The sequence below is a fragment of the Pseudoalteromonas sp. Scap25 genome (assembly GCF_013394125.1).
GTDB lineage: Bacteria > Pseudomonadota > Gammaproteobacteria > Enterobacterales > Alteromonadaceae > Pseudoalteromonas.
The window spans coordinates 2,902,334-2,921,482 of sequence record NZ_CP041327.1; the positions used below are offsets into that span (position 1 = coordinate 2,902,334).

General features: G+C 40.3%; 18 protein-coding genes. 9 read left to right on the plus strand and 9 right to left on the minus strand.

All coding sequences use genetic code 11. The features are described 5' to 3' along the window. Positions 1 to 21 precede the first annotated feature (21 nt). The 3 genes from FLM54_RS13405 to FLM54_RS13415 are packed head-to-tail and all read left to right on the plus strand — an operon-like array spanning position 22 to position 2,928. Positions 22 to 696 carry a TorF family putative porin gene (locus FLM54_RS13405; RefSeq protein WP_178956627.1) on the plus strand — a complete coding sequence of 225 codons (675 nt, stop codon included), beginning with the start codon at positions 22 to 24 and terminating at the stop codon, positions 694 to 696. A gap of 9 nt (positions 697 to 705) precedes the next feature. Further along, positions 706 to 1,431, plus strand: a complete 726-nt coding sequence (locus tag FLM54_RS13410) for a substrate-binding periplasmic protein (RefSeq protein ID WP_138609611.1) — start codon at positions 706 to 708, stop codon at positions 1,429 to 1,431. 9 nt (positions 1,432 to 1,440) lie between these two features. Next, positions 1,441 to 2,928 carry a methyl-accepting chemotaxis protein gene (locus FLM54_RS13415; protein ID WP_178956628.1) on the plus strand — a complete coding sequence of 496 codons (1,488 nt, stop codon included), beginning with the start codon at positions 1,441 to 1,443 and terminating at the stop codon, positions 2,926 to 2,928. Positions 2,929 to 3,413: 485 nt separating this feature from the next. Here FLM54_RS13415 and gpsA read toward each other — a convergent pair whose 3' ends face one another. From gpsA to FLM54_RS13435, 4 genes are read right to left on the minus strand one after another with little or no spacing between them, the layout of a single operon-like run. Further along, a complete protein-coding gene (gpsA, locus tag FLM54_RS13420; RefSeq protein ID WP_138609615.1) occupies positions 3,414 to 4,421 on the minus strand; it encodes an NAD(P)H-dependent glycerol-3-phosphate dehydrogenase in 1,008 nt (335 codons plus the stop codon). Between the two features lie 3 nt (positions 4,422 to 4,424). Next, on the minus strand, positions 4,425 to 4,913 hold the full coding sequence (secB, locus tag FLM54_RS13425; RefSeq protein WP_010391837.1) for a protein-export chaperone SecB: 489 nt from the start codon (positions 4,911 to 4,913) through the stop codon (positions 4,425 to 4,427). A 38-nt stretch (positions 4,914 to 4,951) separates the two neighbouring features. Then, a complete protein-coding gene (grxC, locus tag FLM54_RS13430; RefSeq protein ID WP_010391834.1) occupies positions 4,952 to 5,209 on the minus strand; it encodes a glutaredoxin 3 in 258 nt (85 codons plus the stop codon). A gap of 32 nt (positions 5,210 to 5,241) precedes the next feature. Further along, positions 5,242 to 5,673 carry a rhodanese-like domain-containing protein gene (locus FLM54_RS13435; protein ID WP_178956629.1) on the minus strand — a complete coding sequence of 144 codons (432 nt, stop codon included), beginning with the start codon at positions 5,671 to 5,673 and terminating at the stop codon, positions 5,242 to 5,244. A 322-nt stretch (positions 5,674 to 5,995) separates the two neighbouring features. Here FLM54_RS13435 and FLM54_RS13440 point away from each other — a divergent pair, with 322 nt between their 5' ends. The 5 genes from FLM54_RS13440 (at position 5,996) to FLM54_RS13460 (ending at position 11,178) form a co-directional block, all read left to right on the plus strand. Next, the gene (locus FLM54_RS13440; RefSeq protein ID WP_138609618.1) at positions 5,996 to 6,193 is read left to right on the plus strand and encodes a hypothetical protein; all 198 of its coding nucleotides are present in this window, start codon (positions 5,996 to 5,998) and stop codon (positions 6,191 to 6,193) included. Between the two features lie 188 nt (positions 6,194 to 6,381). Continuing rightward, a complete protein-coding gene (gene gpmM, locus FLM54_RS13445; RefSeq protein ID WP_010391829.1) occupies positions 6,382 to 7,926 on the plus strand; it encodes a 2,3-bisphosphoglycerate-independent phosphoglycerate mutase in 1,545 nt (514 codons plus the stop codon). A gap of 3 nt (positions 7,927 to 7,929) precedes the next feature. Beyond that, a complete protein-coding gene (locus FLM54_RS13450; RefSeq protein WP_178956630.1) occupies positions 7,930 to 9,069 on the plus strand; it encodes a murein hydrolase activator EnvC in 1,140 nt (379 codons plus the stop codon). Positions 9,070 to 9,102: 33 nt separating this feature from the next. After that, on the plus strand, positions 9,103 to 10,368 hold the full coding sequence (locus FLM54_RS13455) for a S41 family peptidase (RefSeq protein ID WP_178956631.1): 1,266 nt from the start codon (positions 9,103 to 9,105) through the stop codon (positions 10,366 to 10,368). Positions 10,369 to 10,425: 57 nt separating this feature from the next. After that, positions 10,426 to 11,178, plus strand: coding sequence for a divergent polysaccharide deacetylase family protein (locus tag FLM54_RS13460; protein WP_054202667.1), 753 nt, complete (start codon positions 10,426 to 10,428; stop codon positions 11,176 to 11,178). 58 nt (positions 11,179 to 11,236) lie between these two features. On the opposite strand, the gene FLM54_RS13465 is transcribed toward FLM54_RS13460, so the two are convergent. The 5 genes from FLM54_RS13465 to ftsY form a co-directional block, all read right to left on the minus strand. Next, the gene (locus tag FLM54_RS13465; RefSeq protein ID WP_178956632.1) at positions 11,237 to 13,108 is read right to left on the minus strand and encodes a methyl-accepting chemotaxis protein; all 1,872 of its coding nucleotides are present in this window, start codon (positions 13,106 to 13,108) and stop codon (positions 11,237 to 11,239) included. A 336-nt stretch (positions 13,109 to 13,444) separates the two neighbouring features. Then, on the minus strand, positions 13,445 to 14,308 hold the full coding sequence (gene rpoH, locus FLM54_RS13470; RefSeq protein ID WP_008114893.1) for an RNA polymerase sigma factor RpoH: 864 nt from the start codon (positions 14,306 to 14,308) through the stop codon (positions 13,445 to 13,447). A gap of 241 nt (positions 14,309 to 14,549) precedes the next feature. Further along, entirely contained in the window at positions 14,550 to 15,536 is a 987-nt protein-coding gene (ftsX, locus tag FLM54_RS13475) for a permease-like cell division protein FtsX (RefSeq protein ID WP_138571116.1), read from the minus strand. Then, a complete protein-coding gene (gene ftsE, locus FLM54_RS13480; RefSeq protein ID WP_138571115.1) occupies positions 15,533 to 16,210 on the minus strand; it encodes a cell division ATP-binding protein FtsE in 678 nt (225 codons plus the stop codon). Before ftsE ends, ftsX begins: the two co-directional genes overlap by 4 nt. A gap of 93 nt (positions 16,211 to 16,303) precedes the next feature. Further along, on the minus strand, positions 16,304 to 18,277 hold the full coding sequence (gene ftsY, locus FLM54_RS13485; protein ID WP_178956633.1) for a signal recognition particle-docking protein FtsY: 1,974 nt from the start codon (positions 18,275 to 18,277) through the stop codon (positions 16,304 to 16,306). Between the two features lie 205 nt (positions 18,278 to 18,482). On the opposite strand from ftsY, the gene rsmD reads away from it, so the two are divergent. Then, the gene (rsmD, locus tag FLM54_RS13490; protein ID WP_178956634.1) at positions 18,483 to 19,088 is read left to right on the plus strand and encodes a 16S rRNA (guanine(966)-N(2))-methyltransferase RsmD; all 606 of its coding nucleotides are present in this window, start codon (positions 18,483 to 18,485) and stop codon (positions 19,086 to 19,088) included. Positions 19,089 to 19,149: the final 61 nt, after the last annotated feature.

The window sequence follows — 19,149 nt, forward strand, 5'->3', positions numbered from 1 at the left end:
TCCTTTTTAAAACGTTAAATTATGAAAAAATTATTACTTAGCTCATTCCTACTTTGCTCAACTTCATCACTTGCGGCAACTTCGGCAACAGTAACTGTTGTTTCTGATTATTTATTCAATGGTGTTAGCCAAACTCAAGAGGACCCCGCCCTACAGGCTAGTTTTGACTGGGCTGGAGACACTGGTTTTTATGCTGGTGTTTGGGGTTCAAATGTCGACTTTGGAGAAGGTACAGACATAGAAGCAGACGGTTATTTAGGTTATTTTACTAGACTAAACGATTCTATAAACCTTGACGTAGGCATAGCTCAATACACCTACCATGGCGAGGACTTTAGCTCAGACTATAACTATGCTGAAGCGTACGCTAAGTTCAATTATGGTAATACTAATCTAAACTTCTGGCATGCATGGGATTACTTTGGTACGGGTGCTGGCCACAGCATTGTAATGATCACGCACAACTTTCCCATTAATGATGCTTTTTCGATTGATATAGGTGCCGACTACTCACTCAGCCATGATGACGACAAATGGCAGTGGGAAGCTGATGATGATAACTATATTCATTGGCGTGTTGGTGCTAATTACACTATCAACGACTGGAACTTATCGGCCAGCTATGAAGACACAGACTTAGACACCTATGGTGACTCGACTATACTTCTTTCAGTATCAAGAACATTTAACTTTTAAGGTTACGCTATGAAAACATTATTACTATTAATATTATTAGGTTTTTCAAACTTAGTCTGTGCCGATACCGTTTACTTAACGTCATTAGCTTGGCCGCCTTATGCTGATAAATCACTCGATCAACAAGGTGCATCTGTTGCTGTAGCAAAAGCCGCATTTAAAGCTGAAGGGCACGAGCTTGTTGTAGACTTTTTCCCATGGTCTCGCGCAGTTAATTCTGCAGCTCAAGCAAATTCAAAGTATGTTGGTTATTTTCCTGAGTATATGCATGACACGTCTGATTTTGTATTTTCAAATCCAACAGGTACAGGTCCACTTGGGTTAGTACAAAACAATGTAAAACCTATCACTTTCTCTACTACCAGTGATTTAGCTGGTAAGCGTATAGGTGTGGTGCAAGATTATGTAAATACTAAAGAGCTTGACGATATGATTGCCGCGGGTTCGATAAAGGGTGATGCAGTCCCCTCCGATGTACTAAATATCAAAAAAGTTGCAGCTGGTAGAATTGATGCAGCAGTTATTGATGCCAATGTGCTTAATTATTTACTAAGTACTGATAAATCACTGGCAAGCATGAAAAGTAAAGTATCAATGAATGAAACATTACTTGAAGATAAAAGCCTTTATATTGCATTTAGAAACGATGCCGAAGGAAAAAAATGGCAACAAATCTACAACTCAGGGTTAGAGAAGATAGATGTTAATGCAATAATGTCAAACTACTTAAAGTAAGGACATCCTTTGACCCGTTCAATTTTATTTAGGCTTGTAGTTACCACGTTGAGCGCTATGATATTGGTGCTGTTGTGCTTTGGAATTTATGATTATACCACCCAAAGTAAGCAACTAAAGCAAAAACTTGATACTGAGATTAGCCTAGCTAAGGAACGTATTGGTTTATCGTTACCCAATGCAATGTGGAACTTTCAAGACGAGCTCGCAAATAAGTTAATAAAAGCTGAAGTAGCTTCTGATAATATTTCTAAAATAACAATTTATGATACTAATGAGCAAGTTTTTGCAGAAACAGACGGTGTAAAAACACAGTCTGTTATACAAAGTGAACTTATTTATGATGATTCAGGTACTCCTAATAAAGTCGGCTCAGTGAGTCTTTACGTTGAATACAGTCATATTGATAAAGTATTAACTGAATTGGCGATATTTTTAGTCATTGAGATGCTGTTGCTTGCCAGTATTTTGGGAGCTGTTTTAGTTTATATTTTTAAAAAACTAGTTGCGCAGCCTCTATCTGAGGTAGCAGAAAAAATGGCAATGATAGCCAGTGGTGATGGCGACCTAACACAAGAAATCGTTGTTAGACGCGATGACGAAATAGGTCAACTGGCAGCCTCTTTTAATAAGTTTGAGCATAAAATTGCAGCGCTTATAAATGGTTTTAAATTGTCGGTAGATGATTCGCTTAGTGTTGCAGGTAATATCTCATCACTAAGCGCAGAAGGCGTGCACTATTTATCCACACAACAGGTAGAAACAGACCAAATAGCGACAGCCATTACACAAATGGCTTCCTCTGCAACCGAAATAGAAAATAACGCAAAGCATACTTTGAACTCTGCAGAAACTGCAAATATTGATGCACAAAAAGTTCATGAAGCTTTTTTAAACTCTATTAACTCTATTGAAAGTTTAGTCGGTCAACTTGATGAATCATCTAGAGTAATAGGTACTTTAGAAGAATCTGTTCAGGATATTGTATCAGTACTTGACGTTATTCAGGCTATCGCAGAACAAACAAACCTACTGGCATTAAACGCCGCTATTGAAGCAGCTCGAGCAGGTGAGCAAGGGCGAGGGTTTGCCGTAGTTGCTGATGAAGTACGTTCTTTGGCAAGTAGAACACAAAAAAGCACAGCGGAGATCCATACTACCATTGAAAATTTGCAAAAAGGCTCTCAATCTGCAGTAAATGTCATGCAACTTAGTAAAAATATGAGTCAAGACAGTATGAGTGCCGCAACTGCAGCGAGCGAGCTGATTGCAAATATTTCTGACGCAATTGGATCAATTACCCAAATGTCGAGCCATATTTCAAGTGCAGTTACCGAGCAAAGCACCGTTGCTGAGGACTTAAGTAAAAATATTAATGAAGTGGTATCGGCTGGACAAAGTAGTATGGCTAAAATTGAACAAGTTCAAACTTACTCTCGGGATATGCAAGAGCTAGCGGCACAATTAAAAGATTCTGCCAGTGTTTTTAAAACGTAACCTAAAACTGAGACAAGTAGACTGTTGAAAGTTGTATTTATTCAAGATCTAGTGACATTTAAAGGTTAAGTTTACAGCTGCATGTTTGATCTGGAGGTAAGATTGAGTCTATGTAGTGTGGTTGGCCATAAATAGGCGCAGCAGTTATTGATGCTAATGCATTAAAGTACTTACTGAGCACAGATAAATCCCTTACCAGCATTGCAAGTAAAGTTGCGATGAACGCAAATTTACTTGAAGAGAAAAAACTATATATTGCGTTTAGAAACGATGCAGAAGGACAAAAATGGCAACAAATTTATAATAAAGGTTTAGCCAAAATAAACGTCAATCAAATAATGACAAACTACTCTAATTAAGCGTATATGTCGTAATAGCTTTATTAAAGCAACCTTAAGATTAGCACATTTGCCAATACCTTAAGGTTGCTCACTATGAATAACACTTAAGGTAGGCAATAATTGATTTTAATAAATTTGGTGTTATTACTCAGAAGTTTGTTCTCTACCAAGTAATGCCATAGCAGCTGCTTTCATGCCTTTATTCTCATAAAGCACTTTGTATATTTGCTCAGTGATTGGCATTTCAACGCCCGCACGCTGCGCAAGTAAATACACTTCTTTGGTATTTCTGAAGCCTTCAACTACTTGGCCGATTGATGCAATCGCATCATCAACACTTTCACCTTGACCTAAGGCTAAACCAAAACGGCGGTTGCGCGACTGATTATCGGTACAGGTTAGAATTAAATCGCCTAAACCAGCCATCCCCATAAAGGTCTCTGGTTTCGCACCTAGGGCACAACCCAAACGCGATAACTCTGCTAAACCACGAGTAATAAGCGCGGTACGTGCATTTGCACCAAAGCCGACACCATCAGAAATCCCTGCACCAATAGCAATCACGTTTTTAACCGCACCACCAAGCTGTATGCCAATAAAGTCGTCATTGTTGTACACTCTAAACGATCGACCGCAATGTAATAAATCGGCAATTTGTTTCGCAAATGCTGATGACGTTGATGACACCGAAATGGCAGTTGGTGAACCCTTCGCCATTTCTTTAGCAAAAGTTGGCCCCGAAAGCACCGCTAATGGCACTTCTTCACCGAGTTCTTGCACTGCCACTTCTTGCAATAAACGCCCAGTATCAGGCTCAAGTCCTTTAGTAGCCCACGCTATTTTTGCATCAGAGCGCAAAGCCGGTTTAATTTGCTTTAACGTGTCAGCAAACGCATGACTCGGCACAACAACTAAAACAATATCGCTAGCTGCTGTTGCATGCTGTAAATCAGCTTCAAGAGTTAAGGTGTCAGGAAAAGGAATATCAGGTAAGTAACGTTGATTTTTTCGCTCAGCTGCAAGCGTCGCAACGTCTTGACTATTGCGTCCCCATAAAGTCACTTTGTGACCATTTCGGGCTAAACAAATAGCAAGGGCGGTGCCATATGACCCCGCCCCTAAAACAGTAACAGCTGATGTTGCTGTATTCATAAATTATGCGTCTGCTGAAGCCTGCTCAGCTTGCGCTGTGCGTTGCTGCATGTACTGTGCAAATAATGCGTCAAAGTTAACTGGCGCAAGATTAAGTTGTGGAAACGTACCACGATTTACTAAGTTCGATACCGCTTCACGTGCATATGGGAATAACACGTTAGGACAGAATGCACCCAGCATGTGTGCTAATTGCATTTCTTCAACTTCAGCAATAGTAAAAATACCTGCTTGCTGAATTTCACACAAAAACGCAGTTTCTTCACCGATAGATGCCGTCACAGTTAATGCTAAAACAACTTCGTATACACCTTCATCAAGCTTATTAGAGCGTGTATCTAAATCTAATTTTACTTCTGGAGCCCACTCTTTTTGAAAAATAGCTGGTGAATTTGGCGTTTCAAACGACACATCTTTAGTGTAAATACGTTGAATAGTAAACTGTGCGCCTGCATCAGCTTCTGCTGCTGCGTTTTGATTTTGTTCGTTCATTGTTATTCCTAACCTGTTATTTATTATAATTAATTAAATTAAGCACTCAGCTTAGCGTCAAGGTGACCTTGTGCTTCTAGTGCCATCATGTCGTCACAGCCACCGATGTGTTCATCGTTAATAAAAATTTGTGGAACCGTGCTTGCGCCACCGGCTTTGGCGATCATTTCATCGCGAAGCTCTGGCTGAACGCCAATATCAATGTTTGTGTATTCTACACCTTTGCTGTCTAACAGCGCTAATGCGCGATGACAAAAAGGACAATATCCTTTGGTGTATAAAACAACGTTACTCATAATTAATCCTTAATCGGTTTAGCTAAGAGATATTAGCGACCGCTTGTTGTTGGCAGACTTGCTGATTGCCACGCACCCATACCGCCAGATAAAACATAAACCTGTTCATAGCCTGATTTATGCATTGCAGTTGCAACACCTGAGGCAGTCATGCCTGCAGCACATACCACTATAATGGGTTTGCTCTTATACTTTTCAAGGGTTGAGAAATCAGATTCTTTAGCTTTTTCTGGGTTTAAGTGCACAGCACCGGCAATATGACCTGTTTTAAACTCTTTTTGCCCGCGCATATCAACAACCTGACCGTCTTCGCGGTTAATAAGTAACGTTAACTGCTGAGGATTGATCTGACGAATTGCTGAAAATTTACTTTTTATTGCGCCACTAACAATAAGAAACGCAATCGCAACCCAAGCTAGGCTTAGAATTGGATGATTTGAGACAAATTCAATATATTGATCCATTCGACTTCCACTATAAAGTTACATGCTAAAACAGGGTGTTTTAGATATTTAATTCATATTTATTGAACTTACACAATGAGCAGTCACTCACCTGTAATTCAATTTAGAGCACTGTTAGGCTACTCTGAATTTTACCTACACATAGGCTTAGCTTACCCCACAAGCCTATTCAATACTTGAATAAAATAGGGATTAGCCGCGCAAGTATACCCAAATCAGCTAAAAATGCGAGTTTAAGCAGGCTTGTAAGCCACAATGTAGTGCTCTTTTAACTGAAAAATAACCTAACCCTTTAAAATATTCAATTGAGAGAGTGAGCTCATTGAAAATTTTTAATATCTTCTTTTCATTGCTGATCCTAGCTATAAAACACGGTATGCTTAAGCTTGGCATGTTGGCATTAATGTTAGCGTGTATTTTAGCAACGCTAGGGTCTGTTGATCTTTCAAGGTTAAATTTGCAGCAGTCTGTTTGGTATTTAGGTAAGGCAGAGCCTATGTGGTGTGGTTATTCCCCATAAATAGGCGATAACGCAGCATCAATGCCAAACAGGTGCTGCCCGAAGGGTTCTGCCTAGGGGCGATTTACTCTTTGTTGCTCGGTTTTTACTTAGCTCACTAGGTTACAAACCTAGCGCCGCGATTAAACCGCCCCTAGTTTGAACAAATTTTAATCCGCAAAGGTCAACAGACCCTAATAGGAGTGACTATGACAGAGCATAAAAAACCACTGGTATTAATGATTTTAGATGGCTGGGGATACAGAGAAGATGAGCAAAGCAATGCCATTTTAGCTGCTAATACCCCTGTATTAGATGAGCTTTGGGCAACTCGCCCTCATACATTAATTTCAGCATCGGGTTTAGATGTGGGTCTTCCTGGTGGTCAAATGGGTAATTCTGAGGTTGGCCACGTTAATTTAGGTGCTGGTCGTATTGTGTATCAAGATTTTACTCGCATCACAAAAGCCATTGATGATGGCGAATTTGATACAACCCCTGCACTGGTTGAAAACATTGATAAAGCTGTTCATGCCAACAAAGCCGTTCATATTATGGGACTGCTAAGCCCTGGTGGCGTTCATAGTCACGAAGATCATATTGTGGCGAGTATACAATTGGCTGCAAAACGCGGCGCTAAAGAGGTGTACTTTCATGCCTTTTTAGATGGCAGAGATACTCCCCCGCGCAGCGCTAAAGCATCAATTGAGCGTATTGAAGCCTTGTTTAGCGAGCTTAAATGTGGCCGTTTAGCCTCATTAATTGGTCGTTACTATGCCATGGACAGAGACAACCGCTGGAACCGTGTTGAAAAAGCGTATAATTTAATCACCCTAGGTGAAAGCGACTTTGATTATGAAGATGGCGTAAACGCACTTAACGCGGCTTATGAGCGCGATGAAAATGACGAATTTGTAGCAGCAAGTACTATTACCCCAAAAGGTAGCGAATCTGTAAAAGTAAATGATGGCGACACCATTATATTTGCCAACTTTAGAGCAGACCGCGCACGCGAAATCACTCGCGCCTTTGTCGAACCTGATTTTGACGGCTTTAATAAGAAAAAATCGCCCGAGCTTAGTGCCTTTGTGATGATGACTGAATACGCTGCTGATATTGATGCGCCAGTGGCTTTTGGCCCAACGCCGCTTAATAACGTACTTGGCGAATGGTTTGAGAAACAAGGTAAAACTCAGCTACGTATATCAGAAACTGAAAAATATGCTCACGTTACCTTTTTCTTTAGTGGCGGACGCGAAAATGAGTTTGACGGCGAAACTCGCGAGCTAATCCCATCTCCTCAAGTAGCAACGTATGATTTACAGCCAGAAATGAACTCACAAATGCTTACCGATAAACTCGTTGCAGCAATAAAAAGTGGAAAGTATGATGCCATTATTTGTAACTACCCTAATGGCGATATGGTCGGCCACTCAGGTGTATTTGAGGCGGCAGTTAAAGCCTGTGAAGCAGTAGATAGCTGTATTGGTCGTGTAGTTGATGCCCTTAAAGAATACGGTGGAGAAGCACTAATAACTGCTGATCATGGTAATGCAGAGCAAATGGCAAACCTTAAAACAGGCCAAGCGCACACAGCACATACTAGCGAGCCAGTACCCTTTATTTATGTAGGTCGTGACGCACAAGCGCATACCGGTAAAGCCTTGAGCGATGTTGCACCTACTATGCTGCATTTAATGGGTTTGGAACAACCTGCAGAAATGACCGGTTCGCCAATTATGGTGTTGAAATAATTTATGAATAAAAGCGCATGCCGCATCATTGCGTGTATATGTGTACTAAACTCATTAGCCACTGGCGTTGCAGTGGCTAATGAAGATCGTACCAAAAAAGACCTATCCCAAGTACAAGTTGCTTTAGAGCAAAGCCAAGCTGAGTTTCAACAACAGCAAAAAGAAATAGCTAAACAGCAGCAAAAACTAAAAACACATGAGCTAGCTATAGCGAAAAACGCTAAAGCACTTAATATGGCTGAGCAATCCGTTAAAAAAACACAACAACAGCAAGCAGAGCAACAACAACGCGCGGCAAAGCTTGAAAAACAACAAGCCCAATTTCAACGTATTTTAGCAGCACAGTTAAAAAGTGCTTATATGGCAGGTAGCGATGACTATTCAAAAATGCTACTTAACCAAGAAGATACCGCCAAATTTGAACGCACACTTAGCTACTATAACTACCTGAATAAAGCTCGTATAAAGCAACTTGATGATCTTAAAGCACTGCAAGTTGAGATTGCAAAAAATCAAGCTGAGCTTGCGAAAACAAAAGAGAGGCTCGTTGCTTTATTTGAAGAACAAAAAAGACGACAAGCAGCACTTCTTGGGGCTAAAAATGAGCGCCAAGCAAGCTTACAAAACCTAAAAAAGCAGTTAAATAAAACCAAAAATTCCATTAGCTATTTAGAAGAAAACGAACAAACTCTGATCGCCACTATCAAAGAACTTGAAGAAGAAAAAGTTACAAAAATTGAACTACTTGGCTTAAATCGTAATAAAGGAAAATTAAACTGGCCGAGCAAAGGAAAATTAGCGCATAGGTTTGGTCAACGTAAGCACGGCGGAATAAACTGGAAAGGTGTATTAATTTCTGCATCTGAAGGGACTTCAGTTAATAGCATTGATAATGGCCAAGTAGTATTTGCCGACTGGTTAAAAGGCTATGGCTGGGTAATCGTACTTGACCATGGTCAAGGTTTTATGAGCTTATACGGACACGCACAAACCTTGCTAAAAGACGTGGGTGATATGGTCAGAAAAGGTGAAAGTGTTGCATTAGTTGGGCAAAGCGGTGGACAAGCCGATTCTGGTCTATACTTTGAAATACGTCATAAAGGACGTGCTGTTAATCCCATAAAATGGTGCAGGCGTATTTAATATCAAAATAGCTGCATCCTGTTAGAGGCAGTTATGATAAACACACACATTTGCCAACAAAAAACCTCTGTGAAAAAGCGTGCACCCTGCTTTTGTTTTATCTTATTTGTTTTATTAGTGTTTTTTGGCTTTATAAATACAGCCTATGCAAGCTCGGTTAAAGACTTAGAAAGCCAAAAAATAAATGAAATACTGTTTAATATTCACACCTACTACGTTGATGATTTAGCACTGCAAAACAGTGAGTATATTGAATACAACTCGTCTCAATTTGAACGCTTATACTCTAAGCTCGACGCCTACTCTAAGTATTTAGATAAAAATGAGCTAAATGCATTATTTAATAACACGAATGGTCGCTATACCGGCCTAGGTATAGAAGTAAAAAGCATCGAGCAACGCACCACGATTGTTAAAGTAATTAATAATTCACCAGCCAAACAAGCAGGACTTCGCTCAGGCGATATAATTACTGCCGTTAATCAGCACTATGTAGAAAATAGTCCGATTGATTTAGTTGCACAATACATCAAAGACAGTGCTAACGGTAAAGTACAGCTAAGTATTACCCGTAATAACACTCAAACACCGCTAATATTTAATCTCAGTAGAAAACAAATTAAGCTAACGAGTGTAAACAAGCAACTACTTGACTCAGGTAGCGGTTATATCGCTATTAATAACTTTTCTAATCACACTTTGCATGAAGTTGCCTTGCAAATAGCCGCCATGCAAAACCATTATGGCCATTCATTAAAAGGCCTAATTATTGATTTACGAGATAACCCGGGAGGCACTTTAAAGAGTGCAGTTGCGGTAGCAGACCTGTTTCTTCAAGATGGCTTAATTGTAACGACCAAAGGGCGCTTTTATGATTCGAATCAATCTTTTTACGCTAAACGCGGCGATATTTTGAAAGGTGCTCCGATTGTTGTCCTGATTAATGAAAATTCAGCCTCAGCAGCAGAAATACTGGCTGCAGCGTTAAAAGAAAATCTACGTGCAAAAATAGTAGGGAGTCAGTCGTTTGGTAAAGGAACAGTACAATCACTTATTCCATTAGGCGACGGCGATACCGCCTTAAAACTAACCACCGCACGTTACTTTACGCCACTGGGAGAGTCTATTGAAGGGATTGGCGTAACTCCAAATGTGGCGATTAATCAAACAACACTTCCACAAACAAATAAAGCCGTTATAATAAAAAATGAACAATCAGAACAAAACACCGTTTTTAACGCTGAAGAATTAGCCGATATCCAGTTAGTAAAAGCAAAACAGCTACTTAGCATGCAATAAAAACGGTAAACTATTTAAAGATAATAAAAATTATAAAACGTGAAAATTATAAATTTAATGGTGTTAGCTGGGCTTTTTTTAATCCTATTTGCTGCACCCTATGGTGTTAAAGCCAAACAAATAGCCATAGTGATCGATGACATAGGTTATCATCAACGTGACCTAGAATTCCTAAGTTTACCTGGGCAATTGTCTTATTCAATTTTGCCTCATACCCCCTATTCTCAAATATTTGCAACCCTTGCTAGTCAGTCAAATAAAGAGCTCCTGTTGCATGTGCCTATGCAAGCTTTAAATGGTAAAAAGCTAGGCCCTGGGGCACTTACTTTAAATATGGATAAAGCACAACTTCAACAAACACTCGGTAATGCACTGGCGAGTTTGCCACAAGTTAAAGGGGTTAATAATCATATGGGTTCTGCACTCACTCAGCAAAGCCAAGCAATGAAGTGGACCATGGAAGTACTTAAAAAGCGTCAGTTGTATTTTCTCGATAGCCGAACAACCGAATTAAGCCAGGCGCAAAATGCAGCTAACTTTTTGGGGGTAGAAAATATTGGTCGGCATGTATTTTTAGATAATATAACTACCCCTGAGCAGCTACAATTTAGGCTAGAAGAGCTAAAGTCAAAAGCAACTAAATATCAGTTTGCCATTGCAATAGCACACCCCTACCCCGAAACTATCGATTTTTTACGCCAAGCTTTGCCGCAATTAATCGAGCAAGGATTTGAACTGGTACCAGTATCACAGCTGGTAGAACGTAAGTATGTACAAATAGCCCAACAACAAGCCATTTCATTAAACTGATGGAGTAAGCGAACGCCTTACCCCAACAGTTAATTTAACTCAATTATAAGTATGGTATTTATAAAACAAATGTCGCTACCTTGGCATTTAGATCTGTAGCTCTGTCTTTTAATACTTCGGCTTGGCTTAAATGCGCGGTAGCTGAGGTAGTTATTTCATCGGTTACATCTTTAATAGCAACCGTATTTCTAGTAATTTCATTGGTCACTTGCGTTTGCTCTTCTGCTGCAACCGCTATTTGACCCGCCATATCAGAAATCTCATTTACCGCCAAAGTAATTTCTTCTAGTGCGTGTGCGGCAGCATTTACATCATCCACACTATTGTTGGCATAGCCCTTACTGCTGTCCATCAAGCTCACTGCTTTTTTAGTGGTGTTTTGTAAGGTTTCTATAGTGGTATAAATTTCGGCTGTAGAGTTTTGTGTTCTTCTTGATAACACGCGCACTTCATCGGCAACCACTGCAAAACCACGCCCCTGCTCTCCCGCACGGGCGGCCTCTATTGCAGCATTAAGCGCTAAGAGATTTGTTTGCTCAGCAATTTCTTGAATGGTAGTTAAAATGCTCGATATAGCCTGAGCATGCAAACTTAATTCACCAATAACTGTGGTAGTTTGGTCTATTTCGCCCGCGAGTGAATTAATCGTGTTTCTGGTTTTATCAACTAACAACTTACCTTCACGGCTACTTTGTGCCGATTGTTGCGATGCGGTTGCAGTGTTTTCTGCATTAGCGGCAATTTCATGGGTTGCACTCGCCATTTCTGTGACCGCGGTAGCAACCATAGCCACTTCTTGTTGCTGACGCTGCAACTCACTGACACTGCTTTGGTTGGTGATTAAGCTTTTCTCTGCATCAAAGTCTAAGTCAGTAGCTAATTGACGAATATGACTGATCAGTTCATGTTGGCTGCTAACAAAACGATTAAAACTATCAGCCAGAACCCCAACTTCATCTTGCGTATCAACAGTTATACGTTGAGTTAAATCACCGTTACCATCTGCAATTGTTGATAAAGCTTGCGATACTCGGCTCAAAGGTGCGAGCAATACACCCAATAGCCATGAAATAGCCAACACACTCAGTAAAAGTGCTACCGCAACCAGCACTAATTGAGTCAGCAATAAACTAATAAGCGGAGCCTCTAAAGTTTGTTTATCCAATACAAACAACAACTGCCAATCTGTATTGTTAATGTTTTCACCCCAAACTAGCTTCTCTCGGCCTTCAACCTCAAAATAAACAGGAGTGAATTCACCGTTTTGGCTGTTAGATAAAATCAATTGATGATTTATTTTCGAGTCAATACGCGTAATATCTGCCATTACTTTTCTAGCGTCTTTATAGGCAATCACAGTGCCATCTTTATGCATCATAATGGCGTATCCATCTGCAGGTAAAGACATTGTATTGACGCTATCGACCAAGGTCTCAATCGACAAATCCCCCGCAACCACACCGCTTTGCGTGGTTTTAGCAATAGAAACAACCAACTGATTAAACGCGGTATCTAAATAAGGTTTGGTAATTACGGTGCTACTTTGAAGCAGTGCTTGTTTATACCATGGACGAGTGCGCGGATCGAAGCCGGTGCGATCAATACTGGGATCAGAGTCAGTCATTTTTCCGCTACTATCTCCAAAGTAAGTTAACTGAAAGCCACCTGAAAATGCTGCTTGCTGAAGTGCGCTGAGCGTGTTGCCCTCAACCTTATTCGCAACCGATTTAATTATCTGCTGACGACTAGCTAGCCAATCTTCAATACTCGTAGCCTGTTGCTTACCAGATTGGCTTACGTTATCAATACTGCTTTTTAGCAGTAACGCTTTTTGAGAGGTATAGCTATTCCACGACAGCAATAAAATAATAACGGCTAGGGCAAGAACGACCGATAGCAAGATTTTTTTCTTTAGTGAATATGAGTTCATATTGAGTGTAAATACTCGCGTTAAATGAAATTGAAAGGCAACAAACCAGTAATTAAATGACTTAATTTAGGCTACGATTTGAGCGATAAGTCGCTCAGGTGCGCGAATATTTTCATATACCCAAATTAAAAACAAACTAAAATCATGTATTTAAATTAAAACCAAACTTATTCATTAATTTTAAATAGCGTATATTTAATTAAAAGATACATAGATGTGACTAGAGGTAAGCAGAACAAGAAAAACGATACTTTCTATTAACCTTTTTAGTTAGCTTTTTTAGTTAAAAAAAAGCCCCGCATTTTCATGCAGGGCTTTATCAGTTTTTTAGTGCGACTAACTCATCGCGCTTTGTAATTTTTTCATTGCTGTTTTTTCCAGCTGGCGAACACGCTCTGCTGATACGCTGTATTTTTCAGCCAGCTCTTGCAGTGTTGCTTTATCGTCTGACAACCAACGAGCACTAACAATATCTTGAGAACGCTCATCAAGAGTTTTCAAAGCGCTAAATAAACGCGTATGTGACTGTTCTTGCCATTGTTGCTGTTCAATGTCGTCAGCTAAATCAGCAGAACCATCGGTTAAGTACTGTACCGGTGAGTAAGTACTAGTTGGCGCGTCATCATTATCGTCGCCAGTTAAATCAAAGCCCATGTCTTGGCCGCTCATACGCGATTCCATTTCACGTACTTCTTTTTCACTCACACCTAGCTCGCTAGCTACTGTGCTCACTTCAGCTTGGTTAAACCAACCTAAACGCTTTTTATTTTTACGTAAGTTAAAAAACAATTTACGTTGTGCTTTGGTCGTGGCCACTTTAACGATACGCCAGTTTTTAAGCACAAACTCATGAATTTCGGCTTTAATCCAATGAACGGCAAATGAAACCAAACGTACACCCACTGATGGGTCAAAACGTTTTACTGCTTTCATCAGTCCGATGTTACCTTCTTGAATTAAATCAGCTTGAGGTAACCCGTAACCCGAGTAGCTTTTAGCTATGTGCGCTACAAAGCGCAAATGCGACATAATGAGTTGCTTTGCAGCACTAAGATCGCCTTCTTCCTGAAGTCTTTTTGCAAGTTCCTGCTCTTGCTCAACTTTAAGCATAGGAATAGTACTAACAGCTTGAAGGTAGCCGTCCATACTTGCGCTTTGTTGCCCAACTGTAAGTGCCATTGCGTATAAATCTTTACTCATTTTTCACCTCGGTGATAAACATTTGAAACCATCTTAGCACTCTTTTAGTAAGAGTGCTAACTTGAATTTAAAACTTTTTTGAATCATAAATCAAGTGGTTTTTTTAGTGTTAAGTCAGTCTACGCTAGGCGACTGAATAACCTATGAATTGATTTAGCCAAAACAAAAATAACCTTTTTGCTTTGGCTTTTTTATTATTTTAAACTTAAAACATGACAGTTTTAAGAATTATATTAGAGCCCTAAACCTTATCAGGTTCTATTTCTGAGATGTAACGATTAACCGATAAGTAAGAACCAATAAAACCCAAACTAGTAGCAAGTAATACCAACGCGCCAAACTCATTAAGACTAAGCCCTATTAGCGTAAAACTGGTTTGATACACCCCTGCAACACTGCTTACTGCAGCAGATAGCCACCACATCATTAATGCTACGCATATAAAAGCAAACAATCCGCCAATCACACCATACCAAATGCCAGTCCATAAAAAGGGAGCGTGTATAAAGGTATTAGTTGCCCCAACTAGCTTCATCACCTGTATTTCTTCTTTTTTATCCATAATAGATAAACGAATTGTATTGCCTATAATTAGCGTCACTGAGGTAAGTAATAGTAGCGCAATCGTGATTACACTCTCTTTTAACAAACTTAGTAATGCATTTAGGCGCTCAAGCCAAGCGATATCAAGCTTGCCAAAGTCAACTTCGCGTTCGGCTTCAAGTTTTTTAAGCAATTGCTTAGCTGCATTAGGTTGGCTATGTCGTTGTGTTGGTGTGACTAAAACTACATTCGGTAACGGGTTGGTATCTAAATACTCTAAAGCCTGACCAAAGCCAGACATTTCTTTGAACTCATCCAAAGCCTCAGTGCGAGAAATAAAAGTCACAGTTTGTATTTCGGGATATAGCGCTAAGCGTTTAACTAAGGTTTGCGTTTCTTTCTCGCTCATATTTTCTTTTACAAACAAGGATATTTCGCTGGCTTGCTCAAAACCACTACTCACTTGCTGCACATTTTTTACCACTAAATATAGTGTAGCGGGCAAGGTTAAACTCAAACCGAGTACTGCAATGGTCATCATTGAAGCCAATGGCGTGCGCCACATTTCTCCTAGGCTGTACACACCTTGGCGAAAAATATTAATAATAAAAAAGTAACCGCCAGAGAATACTGACTTTTTTTGTTTATCATTACTATTTTGACGGCTTTTGAACAGTAAACTCATAATCCCCCCTCAGCCAGTGGATCTTGGCTCATTCGTCCATCATGAAGCGTTAAACTGCGGTACTTCATCCGTGACACTAAGCCCAAATCATGAGTGGCAATTAAAACCGTGGTGCCATGTTTATTAAAGTCTTCAAACAGGCGTAATATTTCCATTGATAATTCAGGGTCTAAGTTACCGGTAGGTTCATCGGCTAGCAATATAGGTGGCGAATTGACGATGGCTCGTGCAATCCCGACTCGTTGTTGTTCACCACCAGAAAGTGTAGAAGGGTGACAGCGCACTTTATCTAACAAGCCTACTTTATCAAGCGCTCCATGTACACGTTTGGCAATTTGCTTGTGGTGAGTCCCTTCAATAATTAAGGGCAAAGCAACGTTATCAAATACCGTATATCGCTCTAATAATCGATGATTTTGAAAAATAATACCAATGTCGCGACGTGCATACGGAATTTGACGGGAATTTAATTTATTTAAATCCACGCCATTAATAAACACGTTTCCTGCAGAAGGACGTTCCATTAAGCTAATAAGCTTTAATAGTGTACTTTTACCAGCCCCACTGTGACCAGTTAGAAAGGCCAATTCGCCAGGCTTTATATGAAAGTTCACTTTTTCAAGCGCACGGTGTCCACCGGCATAGGTTTTACTTACTTGCTGAAAATTTATCATTTTTTATTATTGCCAATTTATTGTTAGCCTTAGGCTCTAAAATAAAATGGTATTCCTCGCAATTAAAAAGGGAGCAGGCTCCCTTTTGGTAAATTAAGCGTCGTCCTCATCTTGACTAAATAGCGCGTCAATAAAGTCATCGCTCTTGAAGGTACGTAAATCATCAATACTTTCACCTACGCCAATGTAACGAATAGGAATATTAAACTTATCGGCAACGGCAAAAATAACCCCACCTTTAGCAGTACCATCAAGCTTTGATAATGTGATACCTGTTAAACCTACACATTGATTAAATAAGTTTACTTGGCTAATTGCATTTTGGCCTGTACCAGCATCAATAGTCAGCATCACTTCATGAGGTGCATCAGGGTCTACTTTTTTCATTACACGGGCTATTTTTTCAAGCTCTTGCATTAAGTTATCTTTATTTTGCAAGCGCCCTGCTGTATCAGCAATTAACACATCGACATTACGTGCTTTTGCAGCTTGAAAAGCATCAAATACTACCGATGCACTATCAGCACCTGTATGTTGAGCTATTACCGGAATGCTGTTGCGTTCACCCCATACTTGAAGCTGCTCTACCGCTGCAGCTCTAAAAGTATCACCGGCAGCAAGCATGACCGACTTACCTTGATTTTGGAATTGCTTGGCCATTTTACCAATGGTGGTGGTTTTACCTACGCCGTTTACCCCTACCATTAAAATAACAAAAGGTTTTTTATCTGCTGGTATTTCTAAAGGCTGCTCTGCTGTTTTTAGCATAGTTGCCATTTCTTGTTTCATAAGCTCATAAAGCGCATCACCATCTTTAAGTTGCTTGCGATCGGCTGCATCAGTTAAATTATCAATAAGCTTCATGGTGGTATCAACACCGAGATCAGCAGTAAGTAACTGAGTCTCTAGCTCTTCAAATAATTCGTCGTCAATTTTTTTACCGCTAAAAATTGACGAAAAACCAGAGCCAATATTAACTCGAGTTTTAAGTAAGCCTTTTTTGAGACGAGAGAAAAAGCCTTCTTTTTTAGGTTTTTCCGCTTTCTTTGCTTCTTCCTCTGCAAGCTCTGCGGTCAGTCGCTGTTGCTCTAGGCGTTCAGCCTCTTCTTCAGCTGCAATACGCTGTTGTTCTAAACGCTCACTCTCTGCTTGTTCTGCTGCAATACGCTGTTGCTCTAAACGCTCATTCTCAGCTTTTTCTGCTGCAATACGCTGTTGTTCTAAACGCTCATTCTCAGCTTGCTCTGCTGCAATACGCTGTTGCTCTAAACGCTCATTCTCAGCTTGCTCTGCAGCAATACGCTGTTGTTCTAAGCGCTCGTTTTCAGCTTGTTCTGTTGCAATACGCTGTTGTTCTAAACGCTCATGCTCAGCCGCAATACGCTGTTGTTCTAAGCGCTCATTCTCAGCTTGTTCTGCTCCAATACGCTGTTGCTCTAAACGCTCATTCTCAGCTTGTTCTGCTGCTATGCGCTGTTGCTCTAAACGCTCATTCTCAGCTTGTTCTGCTTCAATGCGCTGTTGCTCTAAACGCTCATTCTCAGCTTGTTCAGCCGCAATACGTTGTTGTTCTAGGCGATCATTCTCAGCTTTTTCAGCTGCTATACGCTCTTGCTCTAACAACATTTGCGCTTCTTGTTCTGCTAAACGTTGAGCTTGCTCTTGTCTTTGCTGCTCGGCATCTGCCTGTTGTTTAGCCAATAGCTCAGCGTTAGCTTGTTCAATCGCTTGTTTTTCTGCTGCCGCAGCGCGTTGTGCTTGCGCCTGTTTTTCTTGCTCTAAACGCTCTGTCTCTGCTTTTTCGGCAGCTATTTGTTGTTCGGCTTTTTCAGCTTGCTCTTGCGCTAAACGTTCTGCTTCAGCTTGTTCAGCTGCAATTCGGGCTTGTTCTAAACGTTCGGCTTCAGCTTGCAAACGCTCTGCCTCGGCCTTCTCTGCTGCTAAGCGCTCCTGTTCGGCTTTTTCTGCCTGCTCGTTTGCTAATGCTTGTTGTTTATCAGCTTCTGCTTGTTTTTTATCTGACTTGCCAAAACCGAGCCACGACATGAATTTACTTTTTTTTGCCATACTTGCTAATAACCACTTATAAAAATCTGATAAACTAACGATAATGATAGCGTGCTTTTAAGCCTAAATAATTGCTTTTTAGCAACACGTTATCCTCGAGGGTGCATAATAGTAACACTTTTAGCGCAGTTGAAAAATGACACGCCGTGATATGATTGCAATATTATCTGAGCTAGATCATAGATACCAATTTTTAGTGAGTTAAATGAGAAAAAAAAACACACAAAATAACACCACCCATAAATCAGCCGATGGCTTTATTAGAATCATTAGCGGCCAATTTCGCGGTCGTAAACTGCCAGTAAAAGACGTTCAAGGCTTGCGCCCTACAACCGACAGAATAAAAGAAACGGTATTCAATTGGTTAATGCACGACACCCGCGATGCGCGCACTCTCGATTGCTTTGCCGGCTCTGGTGGTTTAGGATTTGAAGCGCTATCTCGCTTTGCTAAAAACACCACATTTTTAGAGCTTGATGCGTTAGCAGCAAAACAGCTAACGCAAAATGTTACCACCCTTAATGCGCAAAATGCACAGGTACTCAATACTAATACCCTGACCTTTCTTGAAAGCAAAAACACCAGTGAGGCATTTAATTTAGTTTTTATTGACCCGCCATTTCGCAAAAATTTAGCCCAATCATGCTGTGATTTATTAGAAAATAATCAATGGCTCGACCCTGACGCACTGATATACGTTGAGGTAGAAACGGAGTTAAGCTCGTTTAAAGCACCTAGTAACTGGTTGTTAATAAAAGAGAAAAAAGCTGGGCAAGTTTTTTGCAGGCTATACCAACGGTATATAAATTAACACTGTTTTAGCGGTCGGGTTTCTGTTAATATTATCCTTTACATGTGGTGTTGCTTCGGAT

Bases quoted from the DNA above. Each gene is read 5' to 3' on its own strand.
- FLM54_RS13450 (WP_178956630.1), top strand. From the start codon at position 7,930: ATGAATAAAAGCGCATGCCGCATCATTGCGTGTATATGTGTACTAAAC.
- FLM54_RS13465 (WP_178956632.1), bottom strand. From the start codon at position 13,108: ATGAACTCATATTCACTAAAGAAAAAAATCTTGCTATCGGTCGTTCTT.
- FLM54_RS13455 (WP_178956631.1), top strand. From the start codon at position 9,103: ATGATAAACACACACATTTGCCAACAAAAAACCTCTGTGAAAAAGCGT.
- ftsY (WP_178956633.1), bottom strand. From the start codon at position 18,277: ATGGCAAAAAAAAGTAAATTCATGTCGTGGCTCGGTTTTGGCAAGTCA.
- FLM54_RS13405 (WP_178956627.1), top strand. From the start codon at position 22: ATGAAAAAATTATTACTTAGCTCATTCCTACTTTGCTCAACTTCATCA.
- FLM54_RS13410 (WP_138609611.1), top strand. From the start codon at position 706: ATGAAAACATTATTACTATTAATATTATTAGGTTTTTCAAACTTAGTC.
- ftsX (WP_138571116.1), bottom strand. From the start codon at position 15,536: ATGAGTTTACTGTTCAAAAGCCGTCAAAATAGTAATGATAAACAAAAA.
- gpmM (WP_010391829.1), top strand. From the start codon at position 6,382: ATGACAGAGCATAAAAAACCACTGGTATTAATGATTTTAGATGGCTGG.
- grxC (WP_010391834.1), bottom strand. From the start codon at position 5,209: ATGAGTAACGTTGTTTTATACACCAAAGGATATTGTCCTTTTTGTCAT.
- rpoH (WP_008114893.1), bottom strand. From the start codon at position 14,308: ATGAGTAAAGATTTATACGCAATGGCACTTACAGTTGGGCAACAAAGC.
- rsmD (WP_178956634.1), top strand. From the start codon at position 18,483: ATGAGAAAAAAAAACACACAAAATAACACCACCCATAAATCAGCCGAT.
- FLM54_RS13460 (WP_054202667.1), top strand. From the start codon at position 10,426: ATGGTGTTAGCTGGGCTTTTTTTAATCCTATTTGCTGCACCCTATGGT.
- ftsE (WP_138571115.1), bottom strand. From the start codon at position 16,210: ATGATAAATTTTCAGCAAGTAAGTAAAACCTATGCCGGTGGACACCGT.
- secB (WP_010391837.1), bottom strand. From the start codon at position 4,913: ATGAACGAACAAAATCAAAACGCAGCAGCAGAAGCTGATGCAGGCGCA.
- gpsA (WP_138609615.1), bottom strand. From the start codon at position 4,421: ATGAATACAGCAACATCAGCTGTTACTGTTTTAGGGGCGGGGTCATAT.
- FLM54_RS13435 (WP_178956629.1), bottom strand. From the start codon at position 5,673: ATGGATCAATATATTGAATTTGTCTCAAATCATCCAATTCTAAGCCTA.